We start from the raw sequence: 20,560 nt of genomic DNA, 5'->3' as shown, positions 1-20,560 counted from the left end.
TCTACCCATCCCAACTTTCATCTGCCGCACCATGCGGTGGAATCTGTTCTCGGGGAGTGAAACACAGCGCGAGCGCCGAATTCGGTTGTCGCGGCCGCAGCGACAGATCGCGGTTAGCTAACGATTGCGAGTCGGCCAGACATCATCACGTTCGGGTCACGATCGGCTCTCGGTACCGCGCCGGCCCTTGCGACGTGATGGCGGGCGCGCTAGCACCGCCGTGGCGCTCTAGGCGACCAAGCGACGCAAAAGCGTTGACGCCGTGGTGATTCCGAGCACCGCCGCCACCACCAGCACGACGATGCCGACCGGGTTGAACGGGGTTCCGATCAGCAGCGCCCGCAGTGCGTCGACCTCGTAGCTGAGGGGATTGACCTTGCTCAGCGCGCGCAACCACGCCGGCATCACGTCGACCGGGTACAGCGCGTTGGAGGCGAAGAACAGCGGCATGGTGATCGCCTGTCCGATGCCCATCAGGCGATCGCGGTTGCGCACCAAGCCGGCCAGCGTCATCGACAGGCACGCGAAGAACGCGGCGCCGAGCATGACGACCCCCATCGCCGCCGCGATCCGCAGGGGATTGATCGTCAGTCCTACACCCATCAGGTACGCCAGCGCCATCACACCGACGACCTGGGCCACCGAACGCACCCCGGCCGCGAACGCCTTGCCGGTGATCAGCGCCGACGCCGGCGCCGGCGTCACCATGAGCTTGGCGAGTACGCCGGCGTCGCGATCCCAAATGATCTGTATCCCATAGAAAATGGAGATGAACAACGCCGACTGGGCGATGATCCCGGGGGCCAGGAAGGCCAGATACGACACCGATCCGGTCGCGATGACGTGTAGGTGGCTGAAGGTGGTACCGAAAATCAGCAGCCACAGCGCGGGCTGCACCATCCGGGTGACGAGTTCGGTCCGGTCGTGTTGCAACTTCTGCAGTTCGACGATCGCGAATGCTCCGATGCGGCCGGTCAGCGCGCCGACCCGCTGCCATCCCCGCGGTGCGCGAAGCAGTGTCCCCGCCGCGGCGCCATCAACCGACACGGCGCGCCGCCTTTCTGCTGGAACGGATTTCCCGGATGGACCCGGGTTCCTCCGTCGACGCCGCCTCGTCGTCCAAACCCGTTGCCGCGTAATGGCGGAACACATCCTCGAGCGTGGCGCCCGGCGACCCGTTGGACAGCCGGGCCTTCAACGCGTCGGGTGCGCCGACGGCCCGCAACGCGCCGTGGTGCATCAGCGCCACCCGGTCGCACAGCGCGTCGGCCTCCTCCATGTAGTGCGTCGTCAGTAGCACCGTCATGCCGAACTGCGCCTGCATCTTTCGCACCTGCGACCACACGCCGTCGCGCGCGATGGGATCCAGCCCCACGGTCGGCTCGTCCAACACCAGCAGCGACGGACGATTGACCAGCGCCTGCGCCACCTCGAGACGGCGGACCATGCCGCCGGAGTAGGCCGACGCCATCCGGTCGGCCACGCCCAGCAGGTCCATGGCGACCAGCGCCTGATCGACGCGATCGGAGCGCTCGGCGCGCGGCACACCGTACAACCGCGCGAACCACTCCACGTTCTGCCGGCCCGTCAGCGCGGGCTCGATCGAAAGCTGTTGCGGCACATAGCCGATGTTGCTTCTGATGTCGGTGGTTTGGCGGCGCGCGTCCATCCCGAAAATGTGGAGCTCGCCCTGCTGCACCGGGGCCAGCGTGGTCAGCATCCGGACCATGGTCGTCTTCCCGGCGCCGTTGGGGCCCAACAGGCCCATGGTTTCGCCGGGCCGGACCTGCAATGTCACGTCGTCGACGGCGGTGAACTGGCCGTAGCGGTAGGTCAGATGCCGGGCGTCGATGGCCATCGGCAGCGCCGCGCTCATGATCGTCGCTCCTGAAGCATGCGGGTCATCGTGTCGAGGACCTCCAATCCCTTTGCCAAGGACTCGATTTCGTCGGCGTCGAGTTCGTCGAGCAGCTCGGACAGCAGGTCGCGCCGGGCGGCCCGGGACGCGTCGAGGATCTGCTGGGCGGGCTCGGCGAGCCGAAGCTGGCACACCCGGCGATCGGTGTCCCCGGCGGTGCGGAGCAGCAGCCCGTCGGAGACCAACCTGGTGACCAGGGTCGAGGCGGTATTGGGCACCAGCCCGAGTTCGGCCGCGGCGGCGCTGACCGAGATTCCCGGACGCCGGCCGACCAGCCACAGCAGTTCGGACTGCGATTCGGAGAGCCGCGACGAATCGAACGCCCGGCCGGCCGACCGGCGTAGTTGCCGCCGGAAGCGGCCGACCACGCCGAACAGGTCGGTTGCGACGTCGGTGCGTGTCTTCACTTCCGCCATGATACCTCTGTAGCCGAGCTATTTAGGTGGGGAAGCTCCGCGTACGGTAAGTACCCGCTACCTGGGCAGGCGATGCAGCGCGACGCCGGTCACGGCGCCGTCGTCGACGTCGGCGGTCATGTACGTGCAAAACGGCTGGCGGCGCCGATCCGTCGGCGACCCCGGATTGAGCAGGCGCAACCCGGTCTCGGTGGTGCTGTCCCAGGGGATGTGGCTGTGCCCGAACACCAGCACCTGGCTGTCCGGGTACAGCCGTGACATACGCGCGTCGCGGCCCGCTGCGGCGCCGGTCTCGTGGGTGACCGTGAACCGGACGCCCGCCAGGGTCACGTCCGCCCGCTCGGGGAGCCGGGCCCGCAACGCCGGGCCGTCGTTGTTTCCCCAGCACCCGACCAGGCGTGTCGCGGCGCTTTCGAGGCGATCGAGGAACTCCGGCGAGATCCAGTCGCCGGCGTGGATGACGACGTCGGCCTGGGCGACCTCATCCCACACCTGCGCGGGCAGGTCGCGGGCGCGTTTGGGGATGTGGGTATCGGCGATCAGCAGCAGCCTCACCGACCCATTGTGGGCGAAATTCTGGGTAGTCCACGGCTGAAAGAGGAGGAATCACATGACACCGGGATTGAGCACCACGCTGCACACCTCGTTCGAGGACGCGGTGGAGCGCACCACGCAAGCGCTGGCCGACCAGGGTTTCGGCGTGCTGTCCACGATCGACGTCAAGGCCACGCTCAAGCAAAAGCTCGGCGAGGAGATGGAGGACTATCTCATCCTGGGCGCCTGCAACCCGGCGCTGGCGCACCGGGCGCTGAACGCTTACCGCCAAATCGGCCAATTGTTGCCGTGCAACGTGGTGGTGCGCTCCGACCCCGCCGGCGACGCGGTCTTGGTCGAGGCCATGGATCCCCAGCTCATGGTCAAGGTGACCGGCGAAGCCGGGGCGCTGCAGGAGGTCGCGGACCAGGCCACCACCAGGCTGCAAGCGGCGATCGGCGCACTCGGGTAACCGTCAGCCGCGCTCGCTGCGGGCCTCGGCGCCCGATTCGCCGGCATCGAACGAGTCATCGGAGCCCGCGGCGCCCACGTACGAGCCGTCGTCCTCACCCGCGGCGGCGCGGGACCGAGCTTGGTGGGTGTCGGGTTCCACGTCTTCCTCGGCTTTGTGGCCCTTGCGGTCTGGCATGGCGGTTCCTTTCTGAAGCCCACGGCGACGCCGCGGCATCGAACACCTGGCGCGGCAACGTCCACCTCCCGAATTCCCCCGACGGCTCAGGCGAAACGGGTGGGCGCGGCCTTCGGCGCCCGGGCGCTACCGCGCCAGGAAGTCGAGCAGGGCCGCATTGAATTCGTCGGGATGGCTCGAGATGGGTTCGTCCGTCCACCGGCTGCCACCCGCGAGGGCTCGGTGCTAACCGCGCGGCCCACCGTTATTGTTAGCAGCCGAAACCAAGGAGAACACCCAATGCGCACCTTCGAATCAGTCGCCGACCTCGCCGCCGCCGCGGGCGAGGAGCTGGGCCACAGTGACTGGGCCACCATCACCCAGGAAGACGTCAACCTGTTCGCCGACGCGACCGGCGATCACCAGTGGATCCACGTCGACCCGGAGCGGGCCGCGTCCGGGCCGTTCGGCACGACCATCGCCCACGGCTTCATGACCCTGGCGCTGTTGCCGCGACTGCAGCACCAGATCTACACCGTCAACGGCATCAAGCTCGCAATCAACTACGGCCTCAACAAGGTTCGCTTCCCCGCGCCGGTCCCGGTCGGCTCGCGGGTGCGCGCGCAGAGTTCGTTGGTCAGCGTCGACGACGTGGGCAACGGCGCCGTGCAGGCGACCATCTCGACCACCGTCGAGATCGAAGGGTCGGCCAAGCCGGCGTGCGTGGCCGAGAGCGTCGTCCGCTTCGTCGCCTGAAAACGCCGCGTCGACGCCTGAAAACGCCGCGTCGACGCCTGAAAACGCCGCGTCGAACGTCGACTTGTTGCGGCGAAACGCGGCCTCTTCGCGCAACAAGTCCACGTTCGGGTGTCGCGCGGCCGCGGATCAATCCTCGCCGCGGGTGTCGATCACGCGCTGGGCGATGTCGATGAGCTTGGTCTGACTCTCCTGCGACAGCCGGCGCAGCAACTCGAAGGCGCGCACGTCGTCCACGCCGTAGCGCTCCATGATGATGCCCTTGGCCTGCCCGATGCGGTCGCGCGACGACAGGGCCGATTGCATCTGCCGTCCGTGGCGCCCGGCCATGATCGCCGACGCGGCGTGCGCGGCGAACACGGTTCCGATGGTCTCGGCCTCGGTATCCCACACGTTGGGCCGGAAGCTGAACAGGTTCAGGGCGCCGGCGGTGCGCTCGGCGGTGTAGAGCTTGAACGACAGGCTGCTCAGCACCCCGTGTTCGACCGCCGCCGGCGCGTACTTGGGCCAGCGTGGCTCGTCGCGCAGGTCGTCGCTGCGCACGATCGTTTCATTCAGGGCGGCGTCGTGACAGGGGCCCTCACCGAAGTCGTGCTGCAGCTTGTCGAGCTTCGCGACCAGGCTGTCGGTGTCGGCGACCGATTCGAACTCCCCACCCGCCTTGAGCAGCAGCACCCCCGCGATGTCCGCGGCCGGTATCAGCTCAACCGCGGCGGTGGTCACGTCGGCGAAGACGTCGTCCAGCGAACGTGGGGTGGCGATCTCGCGGGCGAGCTCGGCAATGCGCACGGCCAACTCGTGCTTCGAGGTTGGGTCCAAAGACTCCATAGGGGCGCATTCTCCACGATGGATCCCCGACGCGTAACCCCGGCGATCAGCGGCCCCGGCCGGACGGCCGACCGATGGGAAGTTGCGATGCCCCGAGTTTGGCGTCATAGGCCCCGGGTATCCGGCGTCGACCAGCCCCATCTCGATCCCCCAGGGAGGCCCCAGTGTTTGTGCACAACAAAGATCTTCAATTCGAGGTACGGGTCGACCGGCCCGACCCTCGATTCGCGTCGCTGCTGATGGACCAGTTCGGCGGCGCCAACGGTGAACTCACCGCGGCGCTGCAGTACTTCACCCAGGCTTTCGTGCTTCGCCAGAAGAACCCGAAAATGTATGACTTGTTCATGGATATCGCGACCGAGGAGCTCAGCCACCTCGAAATGGTCGGATCGATGATCACCATGCTGCTCGACGGGCTCAACGACAACCTCAAGATCGCCAACGAGAAATGCGACTGGATGCCGGCGGTGACGGCGAACGGCGGCGGCCGGGACGGCCTCATCCACTCGGTCGCGGTCAACCCGCTGTTCCTGGTGCTCAGCGGCGGTGGACCGGACGTCAAGGACTCCGGCGGAAACAACTGGACCGGCGCCTACATCGACGCCAACGGCGACCCGACCGTCGATCTGCGCAACAACGTCGCGGCGGAATCGCGCGCCAAGATCGTCTACGAATACCTCAAGCAGTTCACCGACGACCCCGGCGTCCAGGACACGCTGACGTTCCTCATGACGCGCGAGGTCGCGCACTATCAGCAGTTCACGGCAGCGCTCAACGAGCTTCCGGTGAACTTCCCGCCGGGACAGCTGCCCGGCGACCCGCGGTTCCAGAACGTGGCGTTCAACATGTCCAACGGGGGCGGCGAGTCCGTTCGCGGTCCGTGGAACCAAGGACAGGGCCCCTGGCCCGAGGGCACGGAATGGGAGTACGTGGAAAAGCCCGAGCAGCAGTGGCTGGGCGGCGCCACGCGCAAGAACACCGGCGCCAAGGAGAACCCGCAGGGCTCGCCGGCCGTCAACGCCGAGAAACCGTTCACGCACGAACAGCACGTTCCCACAGGCTAATTGGAGACGAGATGGCCGGGCGTCCGATCAAGACGCCCGGCCATCGTCGTTGCCGGGTCAGTGCATCTGCGGATCCGGCGGATTGTCCTTGCCGCGTCCGGTCACCGCGTCCCGGACGTGGTCGACGATCGCCGCGCCCATCCCCATCGTCTTGAGCACGGCCGGGTTCGGCGGCGTGTCCGGGTGCGGTCGCGTCGGAGCGATCTTCTTTGCCGCTTCCAGCTTTTCGCCGATCTTTTCCAACTCCTCACGGCTGAGCACCGTTTCGACTTGGGGCCACACCTCATTCTGTTCGTAGGCGATGTGGTCGCGCCCCGCCGCGACGAATTCCTGCAGCGCCTCGTGGTAGTCCGGCTCGCCCGGCTTACCGTCCTCGAGCCGCTGCAGCAGCTTCTTGCCGGCCTGCTCCTGCTCGATCGCCTTGTCGACGAGTCCATCGCCCATTGCGTCGCGCACCGCCGGCCAAAAGAATTGCTCCTCAATCGCTTCGTGCTGCGATTCGGCGATGATGAGGTTGTTGACCATGGTTTCCAGGCCGCTCGCCTGCGCGCCGGGGCCCGACGGCGCGCCGTCGAGCGTCTCCAACAGACCGAGCACGCTCTTGTGGTCCTGACGGAGAAAAGTGATTGCGTCCATGCTTTGCCTTCCAATTGGGCTGTCCCTCGAAGTTGGGTGCGGATACCCGGGCCCGGGGCTTCGAAACAGCTTCGAAACGACGGGTGCCCCAAGTTCGCTCAGCGCAACTTCGGCAGGACATCGGTGCGGTAGAAGTCGATGGCGGTGATGGGGTCGTCTTGGGGAAAGTGCAGGAAGGGGACGGCCCCGGCGTCGAGCACCCGCTGCACGACGCTGATGTGCGGGGCCGCGTCGGTGCCGACGGTCCAGCCGGCCAACACCTTGTCGACGGGGTTGGACTCGGCGGCGCGCTGGATCTCGACGGGATTGGGCTGGTCGACGGCGCCGGCCGTGAAACGCCACAGCGTAGCGGCGCGGGCCGCCTCGGCATTGCCGCCGACGACCGCGAACAGTTCGGCGCGTTTACCCAACGTGGCGGCATCCCGCCCGGCGGCCTGCGCTCCGGAACCGAAGGCCGCCAACAGTTTTGGGTCCATCACATCGTGGGCCTGGGTGATCCAGCCGTCCCCGTGCTGCCCGGCCAGTTTCGCGCTCTTCGGGCCGCCGGCCGCCACGAAGATCGGCGGCGGGGTGGAAGGCACGTCGTAAAGCTTCAACGAGTTCGTCTGAAAGTATCTCCCCGAGAAGGAGATTCGCGATCCGCTCCACAACCGGCGGATCAGGTCGATCGCCTCGACCAGCCGGTCATGGCGCTCGGCGTAGTCGCCATAGGCGTTGGTGGTGGCCTGTTCGTTGAGCCGTTCACCGGTGCCGACGCCCAGGAACACCCTGCCCGGGTTGAGGATTGCCAGCGAGGCGAAGGCCTGGGCGACCGTGGCGGGGTGGTAGCGGTAGGTCGGGCAGGTCACCCCGGTGCCGAACGAGATCCGGCTGGTGGCGCTGCCGACCAGCGCCAGCGTGAGCCACGGGAACATCGAATGGCCCTGGTTGTCCTGCCAGGGCTGAATGTGGTCGCTGGCCCACACGTGGTGGAAGCCGGCCTCTTCGGCCGCCTGCGCCTGCGCCACCAGCCGGTCGGTGCGGAACTGCTCGTGGGACAGCACGAACCCCACGCCCTTGCCCGACGGCGGTGGCGGACCGGCGGACGTGGCGTGGTCGGTGCCCCGCGTCGTGCAGCCGTCCGACAGCCCGACGGACCCGAGCATGCCCGCGCCGGCGGCCACCCGCCCGAACGCTCGCCGCGACATGCCGGTCACCCGGGTCGGCATACCCGCGCCGCATCACCTCAACACCCACTAGCGTGACGTGGATGACCCCGCACGTCCGCCCGGCGCTCAAGGCCGACGTCCGCGAGCTGTCGCGCACGCTGGCCCGCGCGTTCTACGACGATCCGGTGATGGTCTGGCTGATGCCCGACCAGAACAAGCGCACCGCGGGCCTGGCCCGGCTGTTCGCGACGATGACCCGCCACCATCATCTCGGCCGCGGCGGCGTGGAGGTGGCCACCGAGGATTCGGGCATCGGCGCTGCGGCGCTGTGGGATCCGCCCGGCCAGTGGCAGGAGACGCCCGGTGCGCAGCTGGCGATGACGCCCACGTTCCTGCGGGTGTTCGGTCTGCGCTCGATGCGCGGCCGTGCGGTCCAGGAATTGATGAAGAGCGTGCACCCCGAGGAACCGCACTGGTATCTGGCGGTCATCGGCAGCGACCCGGCGGTCCGTGGCCAGGGATTCGGTCAAGCCCTGATGAGGTCGCGGCTGGACCGCTGCGACGCCGAATACTGTCCGGCCTACCTCGAATCGACCAAATTCGAAAACGTCCCGTACTACGAGCGTTTCGGGTTCACCGTCACCCGCGAGATCGTGCTGCCGGACGGCGGCCCGAAGATGTGGGCGATGTGGCGGGCGCCGCGGGCCGTTTAGTCACCCAATCCGGCGGGCAACCGTTTTGGCATGAGCGAGAACCCCCAAGCCGACGATCTGGTCGATCCCGCCGACTTTCCCGAGGAGGGCGGACCGGGCGACACCCTGAACGCGAGCGAAGGAACCGACTCCGACGAACTGCGCAACGACGACGGTGACATCGTCGTCGATCCCCCCGAGGGCTGGAGCGAGGCCAATCGCTTCGGTGTGACGGCGAGAGAGGAACGAGAGGGCGAATCCCTCGACGAGCGACTGGCCGCCGAGGAGCCCGATGTGCCCGATGACATCGAGCCCGTGGACGACGGGCCGCGGCGCGCGCATCGCGGCCAGATCGACGGCACCCCCGAAGACGGCGATTCGCTCTACGACGTGGTCGACGAGTAAGTCAGTGCTCGCCTGTTTACTGCAGCCGATGTGATCAGGGAGTGCTCTGCCACCCGGCGATGCCGGTCGCGATCATCCGCAACTGCTTGACCGCGAGCCGGCGGATGTCCTCGGTCGCCTCGGCGCTCTGCGAATCCTCGATGGCCTCCGCGATGACGATCATGGCGTTGACGAACAGGGTCGCCAGCACGTTGAGATCCTCGGTGGTCCACTTGTTCAAACCGGGGAAACGCGCCAGGTCGGTGGCCAGCTCGGAGGTGATCAGCCGGATCTCGGTGCGAATGGCGTAGCGCAGCACGGACAGGCCGCTGTTGCGCTCGCGACCGATCAGCCTCCAGTGCTCGCGCCGGTCGGCCACGCTGGCGACCAGGATCTCGACGGACGACTCGATGACCCGGTTCGGGTCGAGCTTGCCGGCGCGGGCGTCGCGCAAGGTGTCACGCAGGCTGCGAAACGACTCGTCGATCAGGACCAGGCCGAGCGCCTCCATCGATTCGAAGTGGCGGTAAAACGCCGCCGGCACGATCCCGACCTCGCGGGTCACCTCCCGCAGGCTCAGGCTGGAAAAGCTGCGGTCCTGCAAGAGCTTGAGCGCCGCGGCGATGATGGCGCGCCGCGTCGCCTCCTTGCGCTCCTCGCGCGACTGGCTTTCCCGCGAGCGTTCGCGTCCGGAGCCGCGCGCCCGTGAGCTAGGAGTACGGCTGTTCACTGTGTGAACCCTACCACATCGGGCCAGTAAACCCTTGACTACCTGGCCGTTGCGGCCGCACGGTGTACATATGTTCACTCAAAACGCTCAAGCTTCTGGCCGGGTCCTCGCGCGGACGTTCCGCCAGCGCGTGTTGGGTTCGGAGCTTCTAGACCTGCTGACCGGTCCGCACGGCGTCGACCGCTACACCGAGCTCGTCGCACCGACATGGACGCTGGGCGACGCCCGCGCCAAAGTGACCGACGTGCGCCGGACCACACCCCGCAGTGTCACGCTCACCCTGACACCCAACGACACCTTCCTGGCCACCCACACCGTCCGGGCCGGCCAGTACGTCAACCTGACCGTCGAGATCGACGGGCGCCGGCACACCCGCTGCTATTCCCCGGCCAACGCCGAAGAGGCGGCCACCCTCGAGCTGACCATCGGCCGCCATGAGGGAGGGCTGGTCTCGAACCATCTGTACGAACACGCCCGTCCCGGCATGGTGGTCGGTTTGGCCGGCGCCGGCGGCGACTTCACGCTGCCCGCGCCGCGTCCCCGGCGGATCCTGTTCGTCTCCGGGGGAAGCGGGATCACCCCGGTGATGGCGATGCTGCGCACCCTGGTAGCCCAGGGGCATCGCGGCGAGATCGCCTTCGTCCACTACGCCCGCACGCCCGCCGAGGCGTGCTACCGCGACGAGCTGGCCGCGCTGGAGTCGGTGCGGGTGCTGCGCGGTTACACCCGCGCCGACGGCGGCGACCTGGCCGGACGCTTCGGCCCGGAACACCTGGCCGCCGCGATGCCCTCACCCGACGCGGTATTCGTCTGCGGCCCACCGGCTTTGGTCGAGGCCGTGCGGGAGCACTGCGACACCGTGTACACCGAAAGCTTCGTCCCGCCGGCCTTCGAAACACCGGCTAACCCGCCAGGAGGGCGAGTCACGTTCTCCGACAGCGGCGTTGACATCGTCGACGACGGACGCCCGCTGCTGGAACAGGCGGAATCCGCCGGCCTGTCCCCGGAAAACGGATGCCGGATGGGCATCTGTCACACCTGCACGCGGCGCAAAACCGCCGGCACCGTGCGCAACCTGGTCACCGGCGCGGTCTCGACCGCACCCGATGAGGACGTGCAGATCTGCGTGTCCGTTCCGGTCGGTGACGTGGACGTCTCGCTGTAGACAACGGACTTGAGAGGAAAAGCCATGACACCCAGCAAGATCACCCTGACACCCGAGCAGGCCGAGGATTTCGGCCGCGAACTCGACGCCATCAAAGAGCGCGTGATGGCGGACCTCGGCGAAAAGGACGCCGACTACATTCGCCGCGTCATCAAGACCCAGCGTGCGCTGGAGGTCGGCGGGCGCGTGCTGCTGTTCCTGCCGCCCGCGTGGCTGCTGGGCACCGGCATGCTCGGCATCGCCAAAATCCTGGACAACATGGAGATCGGCCACAACATCATGCACGGCCAGTACGACTGGATGCGTGACCCGGCGATCTCCGGCCGCACCTTCGAATGGGACACCGCGTGCCCGGCCGATCAATGGCGGCACTCGCACAACTACATGCACCACACCCACACCAACATCGTGGGAATGGACCGCGACATCGGCTACGGGATCCTGCGGATGAGCGAGGACCAGCGCTGGCAGCCGTACTTCCTGGGCAACCCGCTGTATGCCTTCCTGCTGATGGTGTTGTTCCAGTACGGTGTCGCGCTGCACGAACTGGAAACCGAGCGGATCCGCTCCGGCGAGATCCGCCTGGAGGACAAGCGCGAGGTGCTGCGCGCCATCTGGCGCAAGACCCGGCGACAGACGCTCAAGGACTACGTCGCCTTCCCGCTGCTGGCCGGCCCGTTCGCGCCGTTCGTATTCACCGGCAACCTCACGGCCAACCTGATGCGCAACGTGTGGTCGTACATGATCATCTTCTGCGGCCACTTCCCGGACGGCACACAGGAATTCACCGTCGAGGAAACCCGGGACGAGTCGCGCGGCATGTGGTACTTCCGCCAGGTGCTCGGCTCGGCGAACCTCACCGGCGGCCGGCTCTTTCATCTGCTCTCCGGCAACCTCTCCCACCAGATCGAGCACCACCTGTTCCCGGACATGCCGGCCCGCCGCTACGCGGAGATCGCGCCCGAGGTGCAGGAGATCTGCGAGCGCTACGGCATCCCGTACAACCGCGGTCCGCTGCTGCGGCAGTTCGGCACCGTCGTCCGCAAGATCGTCAGGCTGACCTTCCCGGACAGCTGGCGGCCCAAAGCCGGCGCCGACGCGCCCGCCGCCCGCGAGCCGGTCGCCGCGTAACTCGGTGCCGTCGACGCATTGCCTTGCGCCGGACGAGGGGGACAATGAGGTCCGTGGAATGGACCGGCGCGCGCTACGCGGACACCCCGACGGTGGAGGCCTCGACGTGGATCGACGCCGACCCGCAGCGGGTCTGGAACCTGGTCTGCGATATCGAGCTGATGCCCGCGGTCAGCAACGAGCTCCAGGCCGTGGAGTGGGCCGAGGGATCGGACGGCCCGCGGGTCGGCGCCCGCTTCGTCGGATACAACGAGCACGAGGCGTTCGGGCAGTGGAGCACCACGTCTGAGATCGTCGCGTGCGACGAGCCACGCGAATTCGCCTGGGCCGTCGGCGGTCCCGATAACCCGGCCTCGATTTGGCGATTCCGGCTGGCGCCCCGCGACGGCGGCACGGCCCTGAACTACTGGATGCAGATGGGGCCGGGACGTTCGGGGTTGTCGACCGCGATCGACTCGATGCCCGACAAGGAACAGAAGATCGTGTTCGTGCGGATGCGGGAGTTCGAGGCCGCGATCGGAAAGACCCTGGCCTCGATCAAACGGCTGGCCGAGCACGGAGTGCGGTGATGCGGACCGCCACCACGGTGGAGTTCTCCGGTACCGGGGACGACGCCGGGCAGGCGGTGGCGCTCGCGGTCGAGGCGGAAAAGCTGGGCCTCGATGTGTGTTGGGTGGCCGAGGCGTGGGGCGCGGACGCGCCGTCGGCGCTGGGCTACCTCGCCGCCCGCACCGAGCGGATGCTCCTGGGATCCGGCGTGATTCAGGTCGGCACCCGCTCGCCCGTCCTGATCGCCCAGACCGCGATCACGCTCGCCAATCTGTCGAACGGGCGGTTCCTGCTCGGGTTGGGCGCCTCGGGCCCGCAGGTGATCGAGGGTCTGCACGGCGTCTCGTTCGAGCGGCCGCTGGCGCGCACCTCCGAAACCATCGACATCATCCGGCAGGCGTTCGCGGGCGGAAAGATCTCTTACACCGGTAAGGAATTCGAGCTTCCCCGCCCCGGCGGCGAGGCGGTGCCGATGCGGTTGTCGACGCGGCCGCAGCACCCGATCCCGATCTATTTGGCCACGCTGTCACCGGCGATGCTGCGGTTGACCGGGCGGGTCGCCGACGGGTGGCTGGGCACCAGCTTTGTCCCGGAAGGCGCCGAGGACGCCTATTTCCGCCACCTTGACGACGGCCTGGCGGCCGCCGGCCGCGCCCGGGCCGACATCGACATCTGCCAGGGAGCCGAGGTCGCCTTCGCCGCCGACGAAGACGAGTTGCGGGGCATGGTCGCGGGCCGCAAGAAGGAGCTCGCGTTCAGCCTCGGCGGCATGGGATCGTCGAGCACGAACTTCTATAACCGGGCCTACGGCCGGCAGGGCTGGTCCGAGGTCGCCGCCGAGGTACGCGAGCGCTGGCAGCGCGGCGACCGCGACGGCGCGGCCACGCTGGTGACCGACGAGATGGTGCTGGCGACCACGCTGATCGGGACCGAGGAGATGGTGGCCGCGCGCCTCGCGGTGTGGCGCGACGCCGGCGTGAACACCGTGCGGCTTTATCCCGCGGGCGACACGCTGGACGCCAAGCTCGAGACGCTGGGCCGGGCCATCGAGCTGGTCCGCGCGGCTTCGGATTCTTGACGGCCGCCGAACGTGCACTGGTGGCGGGTTTTCCGCGCGTTTGTCGCCCTCGTTACACGCTCGGCGGTTCAGCTGGTCGTCGTCGGCGCGTCGGCCGCCTTGACGAGCTTCACCTCCGGCCGCTGCGGCACGCCGTCGGCGAGGAACCACCGGAAGGCCAGGTTGCCGCGCGGATAGCCGAGCGTGGTCAGGGAATTCGGGTGCGCGGTCTTCGCCCCGGACAGCACGATCGTCACCGAGCCGTCACTGTTGGCGACGGCGCTGTGGCCGTTGATCGAGCAGCGCGCGTCGGGGCCCTCCGAGGCGCCGTAGGTGGCCATGAACTGGTTCCACACCACCATGTTCCAGAACCTGCACGCCGGCGGCCGATGCGTGATCACCAGCGCCTCGTCCTCGTCGAGCACGAAACTGCCATACGAGTAACAGGCGTCGCGCGCCGACCAGCCGAAGTTGGCGTCCGGCACCTGGTAGGGCTCGGCGAACGCGTTTGCGGCGTGGGCGGTTTCGTGCCCGAGGGCGTGCGCGTCTTCGACCCGGTTGCCCACGGCCAGCGGCACGATGGCGAACATGGTTTGCAGCCAGGTCGCGACCGCGCGCAGGCGCGCCGCCGTCTCGGCGTCGCCGTGGCGGATCGGCGCCGGCTCGTCGAGCGCCTCGATCCGCCAGACAACCGGGCGCCCGGTCAGGGGGTCGGCCTGGTAGTCGCGGGTCATCAACACGGCCGCGTCGGCCGTCGGGGGGAATTCGAAGGCGAAGTTGCCGTCGGCGTCGACGTCGAGGTCGGTGTCGCGGACGATCGCGACCACCCGGTCCGACCACGCCCCGAGCGTCGGCTCGTTGTAGGCGGTGACCGAAAAGTACACGCTGTCACCCTTGTTCCCGCTGATGCGGTAGCGGCGCGCCGGGTCGACCGGGCAGATGTGGTAGTAGGCGTCGGTGTTGTCCCCGCCCCAGCGGCGGTCGCGGCGGAACGGGGTGTTGACCGCGACGAATTGCGGCCGATCGGGTTCGGGGAACAGGTAGGTGTCCAACGCCACGCCCAGCGTGGTGGCGAGCATGCGGTAGCCGTCGGCGATGTGCCGGTCATCGGTGACGGCGCGGTCACCCTCCAAAAACGAGCGATCAAGGCCGCCAAGGGTTTTCAACAGATCCTGCCACGCGACCGTCGATTCGTGCGTCATGCGCTGATTCCTTCCAGGAGCAACCGTGTCGTGCGATCGACCCACGCGTCATCGAGCTCGGTGGGGCGGGTGAGCAGGGCGACCAGCGTGATGCCGGCGATGGTTTCGGCCAGTTCCGCGGCGGTGACCTCCGGGCGCACGTCGCCGCGCGCCGCCGCCGCCGCGAGCCAGTCGCCCAGCCCGCCACCGATGACGCCGGCGAAGCGCTCCAGCAGAGCCGAGTGCAGGCTCGGATCCGCGGCCATCTCGCCGATCAGGCCCGGCAGGGCCGCCCGGGCGGACGGCGTGGTGAGGAAAACCATTGTGCGGCGCACCATCTCGCGCAGGCCGTCGGCCGTCGAGCCGGTATCCGGGATGGCGGTGCCCGCGCCGATGGGGAACACCGCCTCGTGCACCAGATGCGCCTTGCTGGGCCAGCGGCGGTAGATCGCGGGCTTGCTGGTGCCGGCCCGCTCGGCGATGGCCGACACCAACAGCCCCGGATAACCGGACTCGGCGAGCAGTTCAACCGTCGCGCGCAACACCGCGGCGTCGATACGCGGATCACGGGGCCGGCCAAAATCACCATCCATTACGAAACTGAGAGTAACATAAGTCGCCGTGACCGATGCCGTTCGCTCCGTTTCCCTCGATGACCTGGCCACGCCCCGATTCAGCGCCGAGGGTCAGCAGATCCTCGACATGATGAGCGCTATGGCCCCGCAGTGCCCGTTGGACGCCGACGCGCTGCACGCCCAGGCCAGTGCGGACACCGGCCTGCACGATTTCGGGCCCGACGACTACCGCGAACGGCTCGACGTCTTCCTCGCCGCGCTGCGCGAGATCGACGGGCTGCACGGCGCCGGGGCTGTCAACTTCTACGGGCAGCTGCTGCAGATCCTGAAGAACCGGCTGCTGCTGGCCGACCTGCTGCGGCGCCATCCCGAGATCAACGACATCGAACTGACCTCGCCCGTGGTGATCGCCGGGCTGCCCCGCACCGGCACCACGCACCTGCACAACCTGCTGGCGGCGCCACCCACCTTCCGCACCATGCCGTACTGGGAAAGCAATGAGCCCTTCCCGATGCCGAACGAGGTTGGCGTGCAGCCGGATCCGCGGCGGGCCCGGATGGACGTCGCGGTCGGGGTGATCAACACGGTGATGCCGCATTTCGCGCTCATGCACGAAATGACCACCGACCACGTCCACGAGGAGATCCAGCTGCTGGCCAACGATGTCTCCACGATGCTGCTGGAGACGCTCGCCCACGTGCCCCGCTGGCGTGACTACTACCAGTCCCACGACCAGACGCCGCACTACGAATACCTGGCCACCCAGCTGCGGGCGATGCAGTTCCTGCGCGGGGGCCGGCGCTGGCTGCTCAAGTCGCCGCAGCACCTCGAACAGGTGCCGGTGCTGGATCGGGTGTTCCCCGACAGCATCGTCGTGTTCACCCACCGCGACCCGGTGCCGGTGGCGCTGTCGATGATCACGATGATCACCTACTCCGCGCGCATGCACCGCTCGCCGGTGCCGGTCGAACAGATCGCCAGCTCCTGGATCGACCGCCTCGATCAGATGCTCAGCGCGCTGGTGCGCGACCGCGACACCATCGGCCCGGACCGCTCGGTCGACATCCGGTTCGACGACTTCATGGCCGACGAAGCCGGCGTGGCCGAGCGCGTCTACGCCCTGGCCGGCGAGCCCTACACCGATGAGGCGCGCCGGGCCGTCGCCGGCTACCTGGCGGGCCACCGCCGCGGACGCTTGGGCAACGTCGAAACGTCGTATGAGATGTTCGGCCTGAACGAGCACAGCCTGCGCCAGCGCTTCGCGCCCTATGTGGAGCGGTTTCTGGCCTAACCCTTTCCGAGCCGCTACGTTCTCAACACATGGTCACCATGCCCGCGCTGGACGGCGTCGAACACCGCTACGTCGAGCTCGGAAACGGCGTGACGATCCATGTCGCGGACGCGGGCCCGGCCAGCGGACCGGCGGTGATGCTGGTGCACGGCTTCCCGCAGAACTGGTGGGAATGGCGCGAGCTCATCGGCCCGCTGGCCGCCGACGGGTACCGGGTGTTGTGCCCGGACCTGCGCGGCTCGGGCTGGAGCTCGGCGCCGCGCACCAGCTACCGCAAGGACGAGATGGCCGACGACCTGGCCCGGGTGCTGGATCGGTTGGGCGTCGCGTCGGTCAAGCTGGTGGCCCACGATTGGGGCGGACCGGCCGCGTTCATCATGATGCTGCGCCATCCGGACAAGGTGACCGGTTTTTTCGGGGTGAACACCTCGGCGCCGTTCGTCAAGCGCTCCCCCTCGATGCTGCGCAACGTCTGGCGGTTCTGGTATCAGATCCCAATCTCGTTGCCCGTCATCGGCCCCCGGGTGATCAGCGCGTCGAACCCGCGGTTCCTCCGCCTGCTGGGGTCGTGGGTCGGCGGCGGCTACACGCTGCCCGAGGAGGACGTGCGACTGTACCTCGAGTGCATGCGGCAGCCGGGCCACGCCGAGGCGGGGTCGCGGTGGTACCGGTCGTTTCAGACCAGGGAGATGCTGAGCTGGATGCGCGGCGAGTACGACGGGGCCCGCGTCGACGTCCCCGTTCGCTGGCTGACGGGCACCGAAGACCCGGTGATCACGGCCGACCTGACCGAGGGATATGCCGACCACATCAAGGATTTCGAGGTCGAACTGGTCGACGGGGTCGGCCATTGGATCGTCGATCAGCGACCCGATCTCGTGCTGGATCGGGTCCGGGCCTTCCTCGCCGAAACGTAAACCGGGTGAGGGCTTTTCGGCGCCCCTAGTCGACGCCGATGGTGACTTCGGTCGATTTGATGAACACGGTCGCCGGCTGGCCCACCTTGAGCCCGAGGTCGGTCGCGGCGTCCCTGGTGACCGACGACGTGACGACCTGATCGCCGCCGTCGAGCGTCACCTTCACCACGGCCATCACGGTGCCGAGTTCGACCTCGGTGATCTTTCCCCGGAGCTGGTTTCGAGTCGAGAGCCGCATCGCAGAATCCTCCATGTCAGAACGGGCGGGGTCTGCGGTGAGCCTAGCCCCGCCGGGCCGGGCCCGGGATGGCTTGCGACACCTCGATTTACGGCGCCGGACGCGCTCAATGCCGCGGGCCGAGCAGGGCTACGGACGCATCCACCGCCGGTTCCACGATTTCTCGGACCGGTGTTCCGTCTTCGACCGCAAGTGCGGTCAGCTCCCGCAGACCGCCCAACAGGATCACGGCCAGGGGCGCGGTCAACGGCGGCAGCTTCGCGCGCCGGAACCCGGGACTGGCGCTGAGGTCGATCAACAGGCTGGTCAACAACTGCAACCCGCGGCGCTGGACCGGTCGAGCGGCCGCACCCAGCGACGGCAACTCACGGATCCAGCTCAACGTGATGGCCGGGCGCGCCTCGATGTAACCGACATAGGCCTCGACCGCCTGCCGGATCTGTGCGTGCCAATCGGCGTCGGGATCGACCGACGCCGCGATCTTCGCGCCCAGTTTCTCGATGTCGACGGCCAGCAGCTCGAGAAAGCACTCTTCCTTGCCCGCGAAGTGGTCGTAGAAGGTGCGTTTGGACGTGCGCGCGCAACGGACGACGTCGGCGACGGTGCTGGCGCGATAGCCGCGTTCGGTGATCGACGTGGCCAGGCCGTCGAGGAGCCGGAGGCGGAAAGGATCGACCTCGTCGAGAGCGGGGTCGCCATCCGTTGCTGTCATTGCTGAGGTCACGGCCCGCACCCCCATTCGGTTCGAAACGCACCTTGTCAGCTTTGGTACTGCAGAGTACCGTACTCGGAAAGGTCCGTGGTACATCGCGGTACCAACTCCGGCCCGGCAGATGGAGCAATGACGCCATGAGTGAACTAGCCACCGTCCCGCCGGCCACGGTTCACCTGCCCCCCGCGGTCCGAAGCCCGAAGCTGGTGCAGGGCATCGGTTTTGCCGTGTCGCGGCGGATGATGATGCGACGCCTGTCACGCCGCTACGGCAACGTCTTCACGCTGCGGCTGCCGATGTGGGGGCGAGTCATCATGGTCAGTGATCCACAGCTGGCCAAGCAGATCTTCACCACCAGCCCAGACGAACTCGGCAACATCCAACCCAATTTGAGCAGACTGTTCGGTCCCGGCTCCGTATTCGGACTCGAGGGCGACGACCATCGCCGGAGGCGGCGGCTGTTGGCGCCGCCATTTCACGGCAAGAGCATGAAAAATTACGAAAGCATCATTGAGGAAGAAACGCTGCGCGAGATGGCCGGCTGGCCGGAGGGCAGCCCATTCGCGACGTTGCCGCCGATGATGCGGATCACGCTGAACGCCATCCTGCGCGCGGTGTTCGGCGCCGAGGGGGCCGAACTCGACGAGCTGCGCAGGCTCATCCCGCCGTGGGTCACCCTGGGCTCACGCCTTGCGGCGCTGCCGAAGCCGAAGCGCTATCCCCGGTTCGGCCCGTGGGGCAGGTTGGACAAGTGGCGGCGCCAATACGACATCGTCATCGAGAAGCTGATCGCCGCGGAGCGGGCCGACCCGGACTTCGCCGAGCGGACCGACGTGCTGGCGCTGCTGCTGCGCAGCACCTACGACGACGGTTCCACGATGTCGCACAAGGACATCGGCGACGAGCTGCTGGCCCTGCTGGCCGCCGGGCACGAGACCACCGCGTCCACGCTGGCATGGGCATTCGAGCGGATCAGCCGACACCCCGAGCTGTTGGCGAGGCTGGTCGAGGAGGCCGACGGGGCCGGTGAGGGCGGCAACGAGCTGCGCCAAGCGACGATCCTCGAGGTGCAACGGGCCAGGACCGTCATCGATTTCGCCGGTCGCCACGTCTACCCCGATGCCTACCGGCTCGGCGAATGGGCGATCCCGCGCGGCTATTCGATCATCGTCGGCATCGCGCAGATACACGACAACCCCGACGTGTTCCCCGATCCGCGGCGGTTCGACCCGCAACGCTTCACCGACACCAAACCGTCGGCGCTGTCCTGGATCCCGTTCGGCGGCGGGACCCGCCGCTGCGTCGGCGCGGCGTTCGCCAACATGGAAATGGACGTCGTGCTCCGGACCGTGCTGCGCCACTTGACAATCGAGACCACGGATGCGCCCGGTGAGCGGTGGCATTGCCGCGGTGTGGCGTTCACCCCGAAGGACGGCGGTCGGATCACGGTGCGCCGGCGCTGAATTCGCCGGGGACCGCTACTGGCTGGAGGCGGCCCGATGCGGCAGCTTCCAGCCCGGTCGGATGAAGTGGCAGGTGTATCCGCTCGGATAGTGCTGCAGGTAGTCCTGGTGCTCGGGCTCGGCCTCCCAGAAGTCGCCGGCCGGGCTGACCTCGGTCACCACCTTGCCGGGCCACAGGCCGGACGCCTCGACGTCGGCGATGGTGTCCAGCGCGATCCGCTTCTGCTCCTCGTCCAGGTAGAAGATCGCCGACCGGTAACTGGGGCCACGGTCGTTGCCCTGGCGGTCTTTCGTTGTCGGGTCGTGGATCTGGAAGAAAAACTCCAGGATCGCCCGGTAATCGGTTACGGCCGGGTCGTAGATGATCTCGATGGCCTCGGCGTGGGTGCCGTGGTTGCGGTACGTCGCGTTGGGGACGTCACCGCCGGTGTAGCCGACCCGGGTCGAGACCACCCCCGGCTGCTTGCGGATCAGTTCCTGCATTCCCCAGAAGCAGCCGCCGGCGAGAATCGCTTTCTGGTTGGTCATCTCTCGTCCTCCTCACCCG

The 20,560-nt window shown here is 67.9% G+C and carries 26 protein-coding genes; 12 read left to right on the top strand and 14 right to left on the bottom strand.

Annotated elements, in window-relative coordinates; all coding sequences use genetic code 11:
- Window positions 1–228 precede the first annotated feature (228 nt).
- From OCU_RS49260 to OCU_RS49245, 4 genes are read right to left on the bottom strand one after another with little or no spacing between them, the layout of a single operon-like run.
- Window positions 229–1,047, bottom strand: coding sequence for an ABC transporter permease (locus OCU_RS49260; RefSeq protein ID WP_008262137.1), 819 nt, complete (start codon window positions 1,045–1,047; stop codon window positions 229–231).
- Window positions 1,037–1,876 (bottom strand): ATP-binding cassette domain-containing protein, encoded by an 840-nt coding sequence (locus OCU_RS49255; protein ID WP_009956680.1) that lies wholly within the window; start codon window positions 1,874–1,876, stop codon window positions 1,037–1,039. The genes OCU_RS49260 and OCU_RS49255 overlap by 11 nt, the downstream gene beginning before the upstream one ends.
- Window positions 1,873–2,334 (bottom strand): MarR family winged helix-turn-helix transcriptional regulator, encoded by a 462-nt coding sequence (locus OCU_RS49250; RefSeq protein WP_008262134.1) that lies wholly within the window; start codon window positions 2,332–2,334, stop codon window positions 1,873–1,875. The genes OCU_RS49255 and OCU_RS49250 overlap by 4 nt, the downstream gene beginning before the upstream one ends.
- A 57-nt stretch (window positions 2,335–2,391) precedes the next feature.
- Window positions 2,392–2,889 (bottom strand): metallophosphoesterase family protein, encoded by a 498-nt coding sequence (locus OCU_RS49245; protein ID WP_008262133.1) that lies wholly within the window; start codon window positions 2,887–2,889, stop codon window positions 2,392–2,394.
- Between the two features lie 55 nt (window positions 2,890–2,944).
- Here OCU_RS49245 and OCU_RS49240 point away from each other — a divergent pair, with 55 nt between their 5' ends.
- Window positions 2,945–3,340, top strand: a complete 396-nt coding sequence (locus OCU_RS49240) for a DUF302 domain-containing protein (RefSeq protein ID WP_009956678.1) — start codon at window positions 2,945–2,947, stop codon at window positions 3,338–3,340.
- Between the two features lie 3 nt (window positions 3,341–3,343).
- Here OCU_RS49240 and OCU_RS51460 read toward each other — a convergent pair whose 3' ends face one another.
- The gene (locus tag OCU_RS51460; protein WP_008262122.1) at window positions 3,344–3,517 is read right to left on the bottom strand and encodes a hypothetical protein; all 174 of its coding nucleotides are present in this window, start codon (window positions 3,515–3,517) and stop codon (window positions 3,344–3,346) included.
- A gap of 279 nt (window positions 3,518–3,796) precedes the next feature.
- Here OCU_RS51460 and OCU_RS49235 point away from each other — a divergent pair, with 279 nt between their 5' ends.
- Complete coding sequence (locus OCU_RS49235) at window positions 3,797–4,252, top strand: MaoC family dehydratase (RefSeq protein ID WP_008262120.1); 456 nt, start codon at window positions 3,797–3,799, stop codon at window positions 4,250–4,252.
- A 129-nt stretch (window positions 4,253–4,381) separates the two neighbouring features.
- Here OCU_RS49235 and OCU_RS49230 read toward each other — a convergent pair whose 3' ends face one another.
- Window positions 4,382–5,080: a GAF and ANTAR domain-containing protein gene (locus OCU_RS49230; protein ID WP_009956677.1), complete on the bottom strand. Its 699-nt coding sequence runs from the start codon at window positions 5,078–5,080 to the stop codon at window positions 4,382–4,384.
- Window positions 5,081–5,244: 164 nt separating this feature from the next.
- On the opposite strand from OCU_RS49230, the gene OCU_RS49225 reads away from it, so the two are divergent.
- A complete protein-coding gene (locus OCU_RS49225) occupies window positions 5,245–6,144 on the top strand; it encodes a manganese catalase family protein (protein WP_009956675.1) in 900 nt (299 codons plus the stop codon).
- A gap of 57 nt (window positions 6,145–6,201) precedes the next feature.
- Here OCU_RS49225 and OCU_RS49220 read toward each other — a convergent pair whose 3' ends face one another.
- Together OCU_RS49220 and OCU_RS49215 are read right to left on the bottom strand one after the other, a co-directional pair.
- Window positions 6,202–6,780: a hemerythrin domain-containing protein gene (locus OCU_RS49220; protein WP_009956674.1), complete on the bottom strand. Its 579-nt coding sequence runs from the start codon at window positions 6,778–6,780 to the stop codon at window positions 6,202–6,204.
- A 98-nt stretch (window positions 6,781–6,878) separates the two neighbouring features.
- A complete protein-coding gene (locus tag OCU_RS49215) occupies window positions 6,879–7,976 on the bottom strand; it encodes a F420-dependent hydroxymycolic acid dehydrogenase (protein WP_085981116.1) in 1,098 nt (365 codons plus the stop codon).
- A gap of 53 nt (window positions 7,977–8,029) precedes the next feature.
- Between OCU_RS49215 and OCU_RS49210 the strand changes: the two genes are divergently transcribed.
- Window positions 8,030–8,641 carry a GNAT family N-acetyltransferase gene (locus tag OCU_RS49210; protein WP_036459961.1) on the top strand — a complete coding sequence of 204 codons (612 nt, stop codon included), beginning with the start codon at window positions 8,030–8,032 and terminating at the stop codon, window positions 8,639–8,641.
- A 30-nt stretch (window positions 8,642–8,671) separates the two neighbouring features.
- Window positions 8,672–9,025 (top strand): hypothetical protein, encoded by a 354-nt coding sequence (locus tag OCU_RS49205; protein ID WP_008262101.1) that lies wholly within the window; start codon window positions 8,672–8,674, stop codon window positions 9,023–9,025.
- A gap of 34 nt (window positions 9,026–9,059) precedes the next feature.
- Here the strand turns inward: OCU_RS49205 and OCU_RS49200 are convergent, their stop codons facing one another.
- Window positions 9,060–9,734, bottom strand: a complete 675-nt coding sequence (locus tag OCU_RS49200) for a TetR family transcriptional regulator (protein WP_008262100.1) — start codon at window positions 9,732–9,734, stop codon at window positions 9,060–9,062.
- Window positions 9,735–9,804: 70 nt separating this feature from the next.
- On the opposite strand from OCU_RS49200, the gene OCU_RS49195 reads away from it, so the two are divergent.
- Genes OCU_RS49195 through OCU_RS49180 form a run of 4 tightly spaced genes read left to right on the top strand, consistent with a single transcriptional unit; the run spans window position 9,805 to window position 13,657 of the window.
- Entirely contained in the window at window positions 9,805–10,899 is a 1,095-nt protein-coding gene (locus OCU_RS49195; RefSeq protein WP_041787137.1) for a ferredoxin reductase, read from the top strand.
- A 24-nt stretch (window positions 10,900–10,923) separates the two neighbouring features.
- Window positions 10,924–12,030 carry a fatty acid desaturase family protein gene (locus tag OCU_RS49190; protein ID WP_014381491.1) on the top strand — a complete coding sequence of 369 codons (1,107 nt, stop codon included), beginning with the start codon at window positions 10,924–10,926 and terminating at the stop codon, window positions 12,028–12,030.
- Window positions 12,031–12,074: 44 nt separating this feature from the next.
- Window positions 12,075–12,599 (top strand): SRPBCC family protein, encoded by a 525-nt coding sequence (locus OCU_RS49185; protein WP_020188393.1) that lies wholly within the window; start codon window positions 12,075–12,077, stop codon window positions 12,597–12,599.
- Window positions 12,599–13,657: an LLM class flavin-dependent oxidoreductase gene (locus tag OCU_RS49180; RefSeq protein WP_026071118.1), complete on the top strand. Its 1,059-nt coding sequence runs from the start codon at window positions 12,599–12,601 to the stop codon at window positions 13,655–13,657. The genes OCU_RS49185 and OCU_RS49180 overlap by 1 nt, the downstream gene beginning before the upstream one ends.
- A 68-nt stretch (window positions 13,658–13,725) precedes the next feature.
- On the opposite strand, the gene OCU_RS49175 is transcribed toward OCU_RS49180, so the two are convergent.
- Entirely contained in the window at window positions 13,726–14,838 is a 1,113-nt protein-coding gene (locus tag OCU_RS49175; protein WP_009956661.1) for a DUF1214 domain-containing protein, read from the bottom strand.
- Window positions 14,835–15,410, bottom strand: a complete 576-nt coding sequence (locus OCU_RS49170) for a TetR/AcrR family transcriptional regulator (RefSeq protein ID WP_009956660.1) — start codon at window positions 15,408–15,410, stop codon at window positions 14,835–14,837. The genes OCU_RS49175 and OCU_RS49170 overlap by 4 nt, the downstream gene beginning before the upstream one ends.
- Window positions 15,411–15,438: 28 nt before the next feature.
- On the opposite strand from OCU_RS49170, the gene OCU_RS49165 reads away from it, so the two are divergent.
- Together OCU_RS49165 and OCU_RS49160 are read left to right on the top strand one after the other, a co-directional pair.
- Window positions 15,439–16,683: a sulfotransferase family protein gene (locus OCU_RS49165; RefSeq protein WP_009956659.1), complete on the top strand. Its 1,245-nt coding sequence runs from the start codon at window positions 15,439–15,441 to the stop codon at window positions 16,681–16,683.
- Between the two features lie 29 nt (window positions 16,684–16,712).
- Complete coding sequence (locus OCU_RS49160) at window positions 16,713–17,600, top strand: alpha/beta fold hydrolase (protein WP_009956658.1); 888 nt, start codon at window positions 16,713–16,715, stop codon at window positions 17,598–17,600.
- Between the two features lie 25 nt (window positions 17,601–17,625).
- Here the strand turns inward: OCU_RS49160 and OCU_RS49155 are convergent, their stop codons facing one another.
- Both OCU_RS49155 and OCU_RS49150 read right to left on the bottom strand, forming a co-directional pair.
- A complete protein-coding gene (locus OCU_RS49155; protein WP_008262084.1) occupies window positions 17,626–17,838 on the bottom strand; it encodes a TOBE domain-containing protein in 213 nt (70 codons plus the stop codon).
- 106 nt (window positions 17,839–17,944) lie between these two features.
- Window positions 17,945–18,550 (bottom strand): TetR/AcrR family transcriptional regulator, encoded by a 606-nt coding sequence (locus tag OCU_RS49150; protein WP_008262083.1) that lies wholly within the window; start codon window positions 18,548–18,550, stop codon window positions 17,945–17,947.
- Window positions 18,551–18,687: 137 nt separating this feature from the next.
- On the opposite strand from OCU_RS49150, the gene OCU_RS49145 reads away from it, so the two are divergent.
- Window positions 18,688–20,013, top strand: coding sequence for a cytochrome P450 (locus OCU_RS49145; protein WP_009956657.1), 1,326 nt, complete (start codon window positions 18,688–18,690; stop codon window positions 20,011–20,013).
- Window positions 20,014–20,028: 15 nt separating this feature from the next.
- Here the strand turns inward: OCU_RS49145 and msrA are convergent, their stop codons facing one another.
- Complete coding sequence (gene msrA, locus OCU_RS49140; RefSeq protein WP_009956655.1) at window positions 20,029–20,541, bottom strand: peptide-methionine (S)-S-oxide reductase MsrA; 513 nt, start codon at window positions 20,539–20,541, stop codon at window positions 20,029–20,031.
- Window positions 20,542–20,560: the final 19 nt, after the last annotated feature.

This window comes from Mycobacterium intracellulare ATCC 13950 (assembly GCF_000277125.1).
GTDB classification, from domain to species: Bacteria; Actinomycetota; Actinomycetes; order Mycobacteriales; family Mycobacteriaceae; genus Mycobacterium; species Mycobacterium intracellulare.
This window is presented reverse-complemented; position numbering and strand designations above follow the sequence as displayed.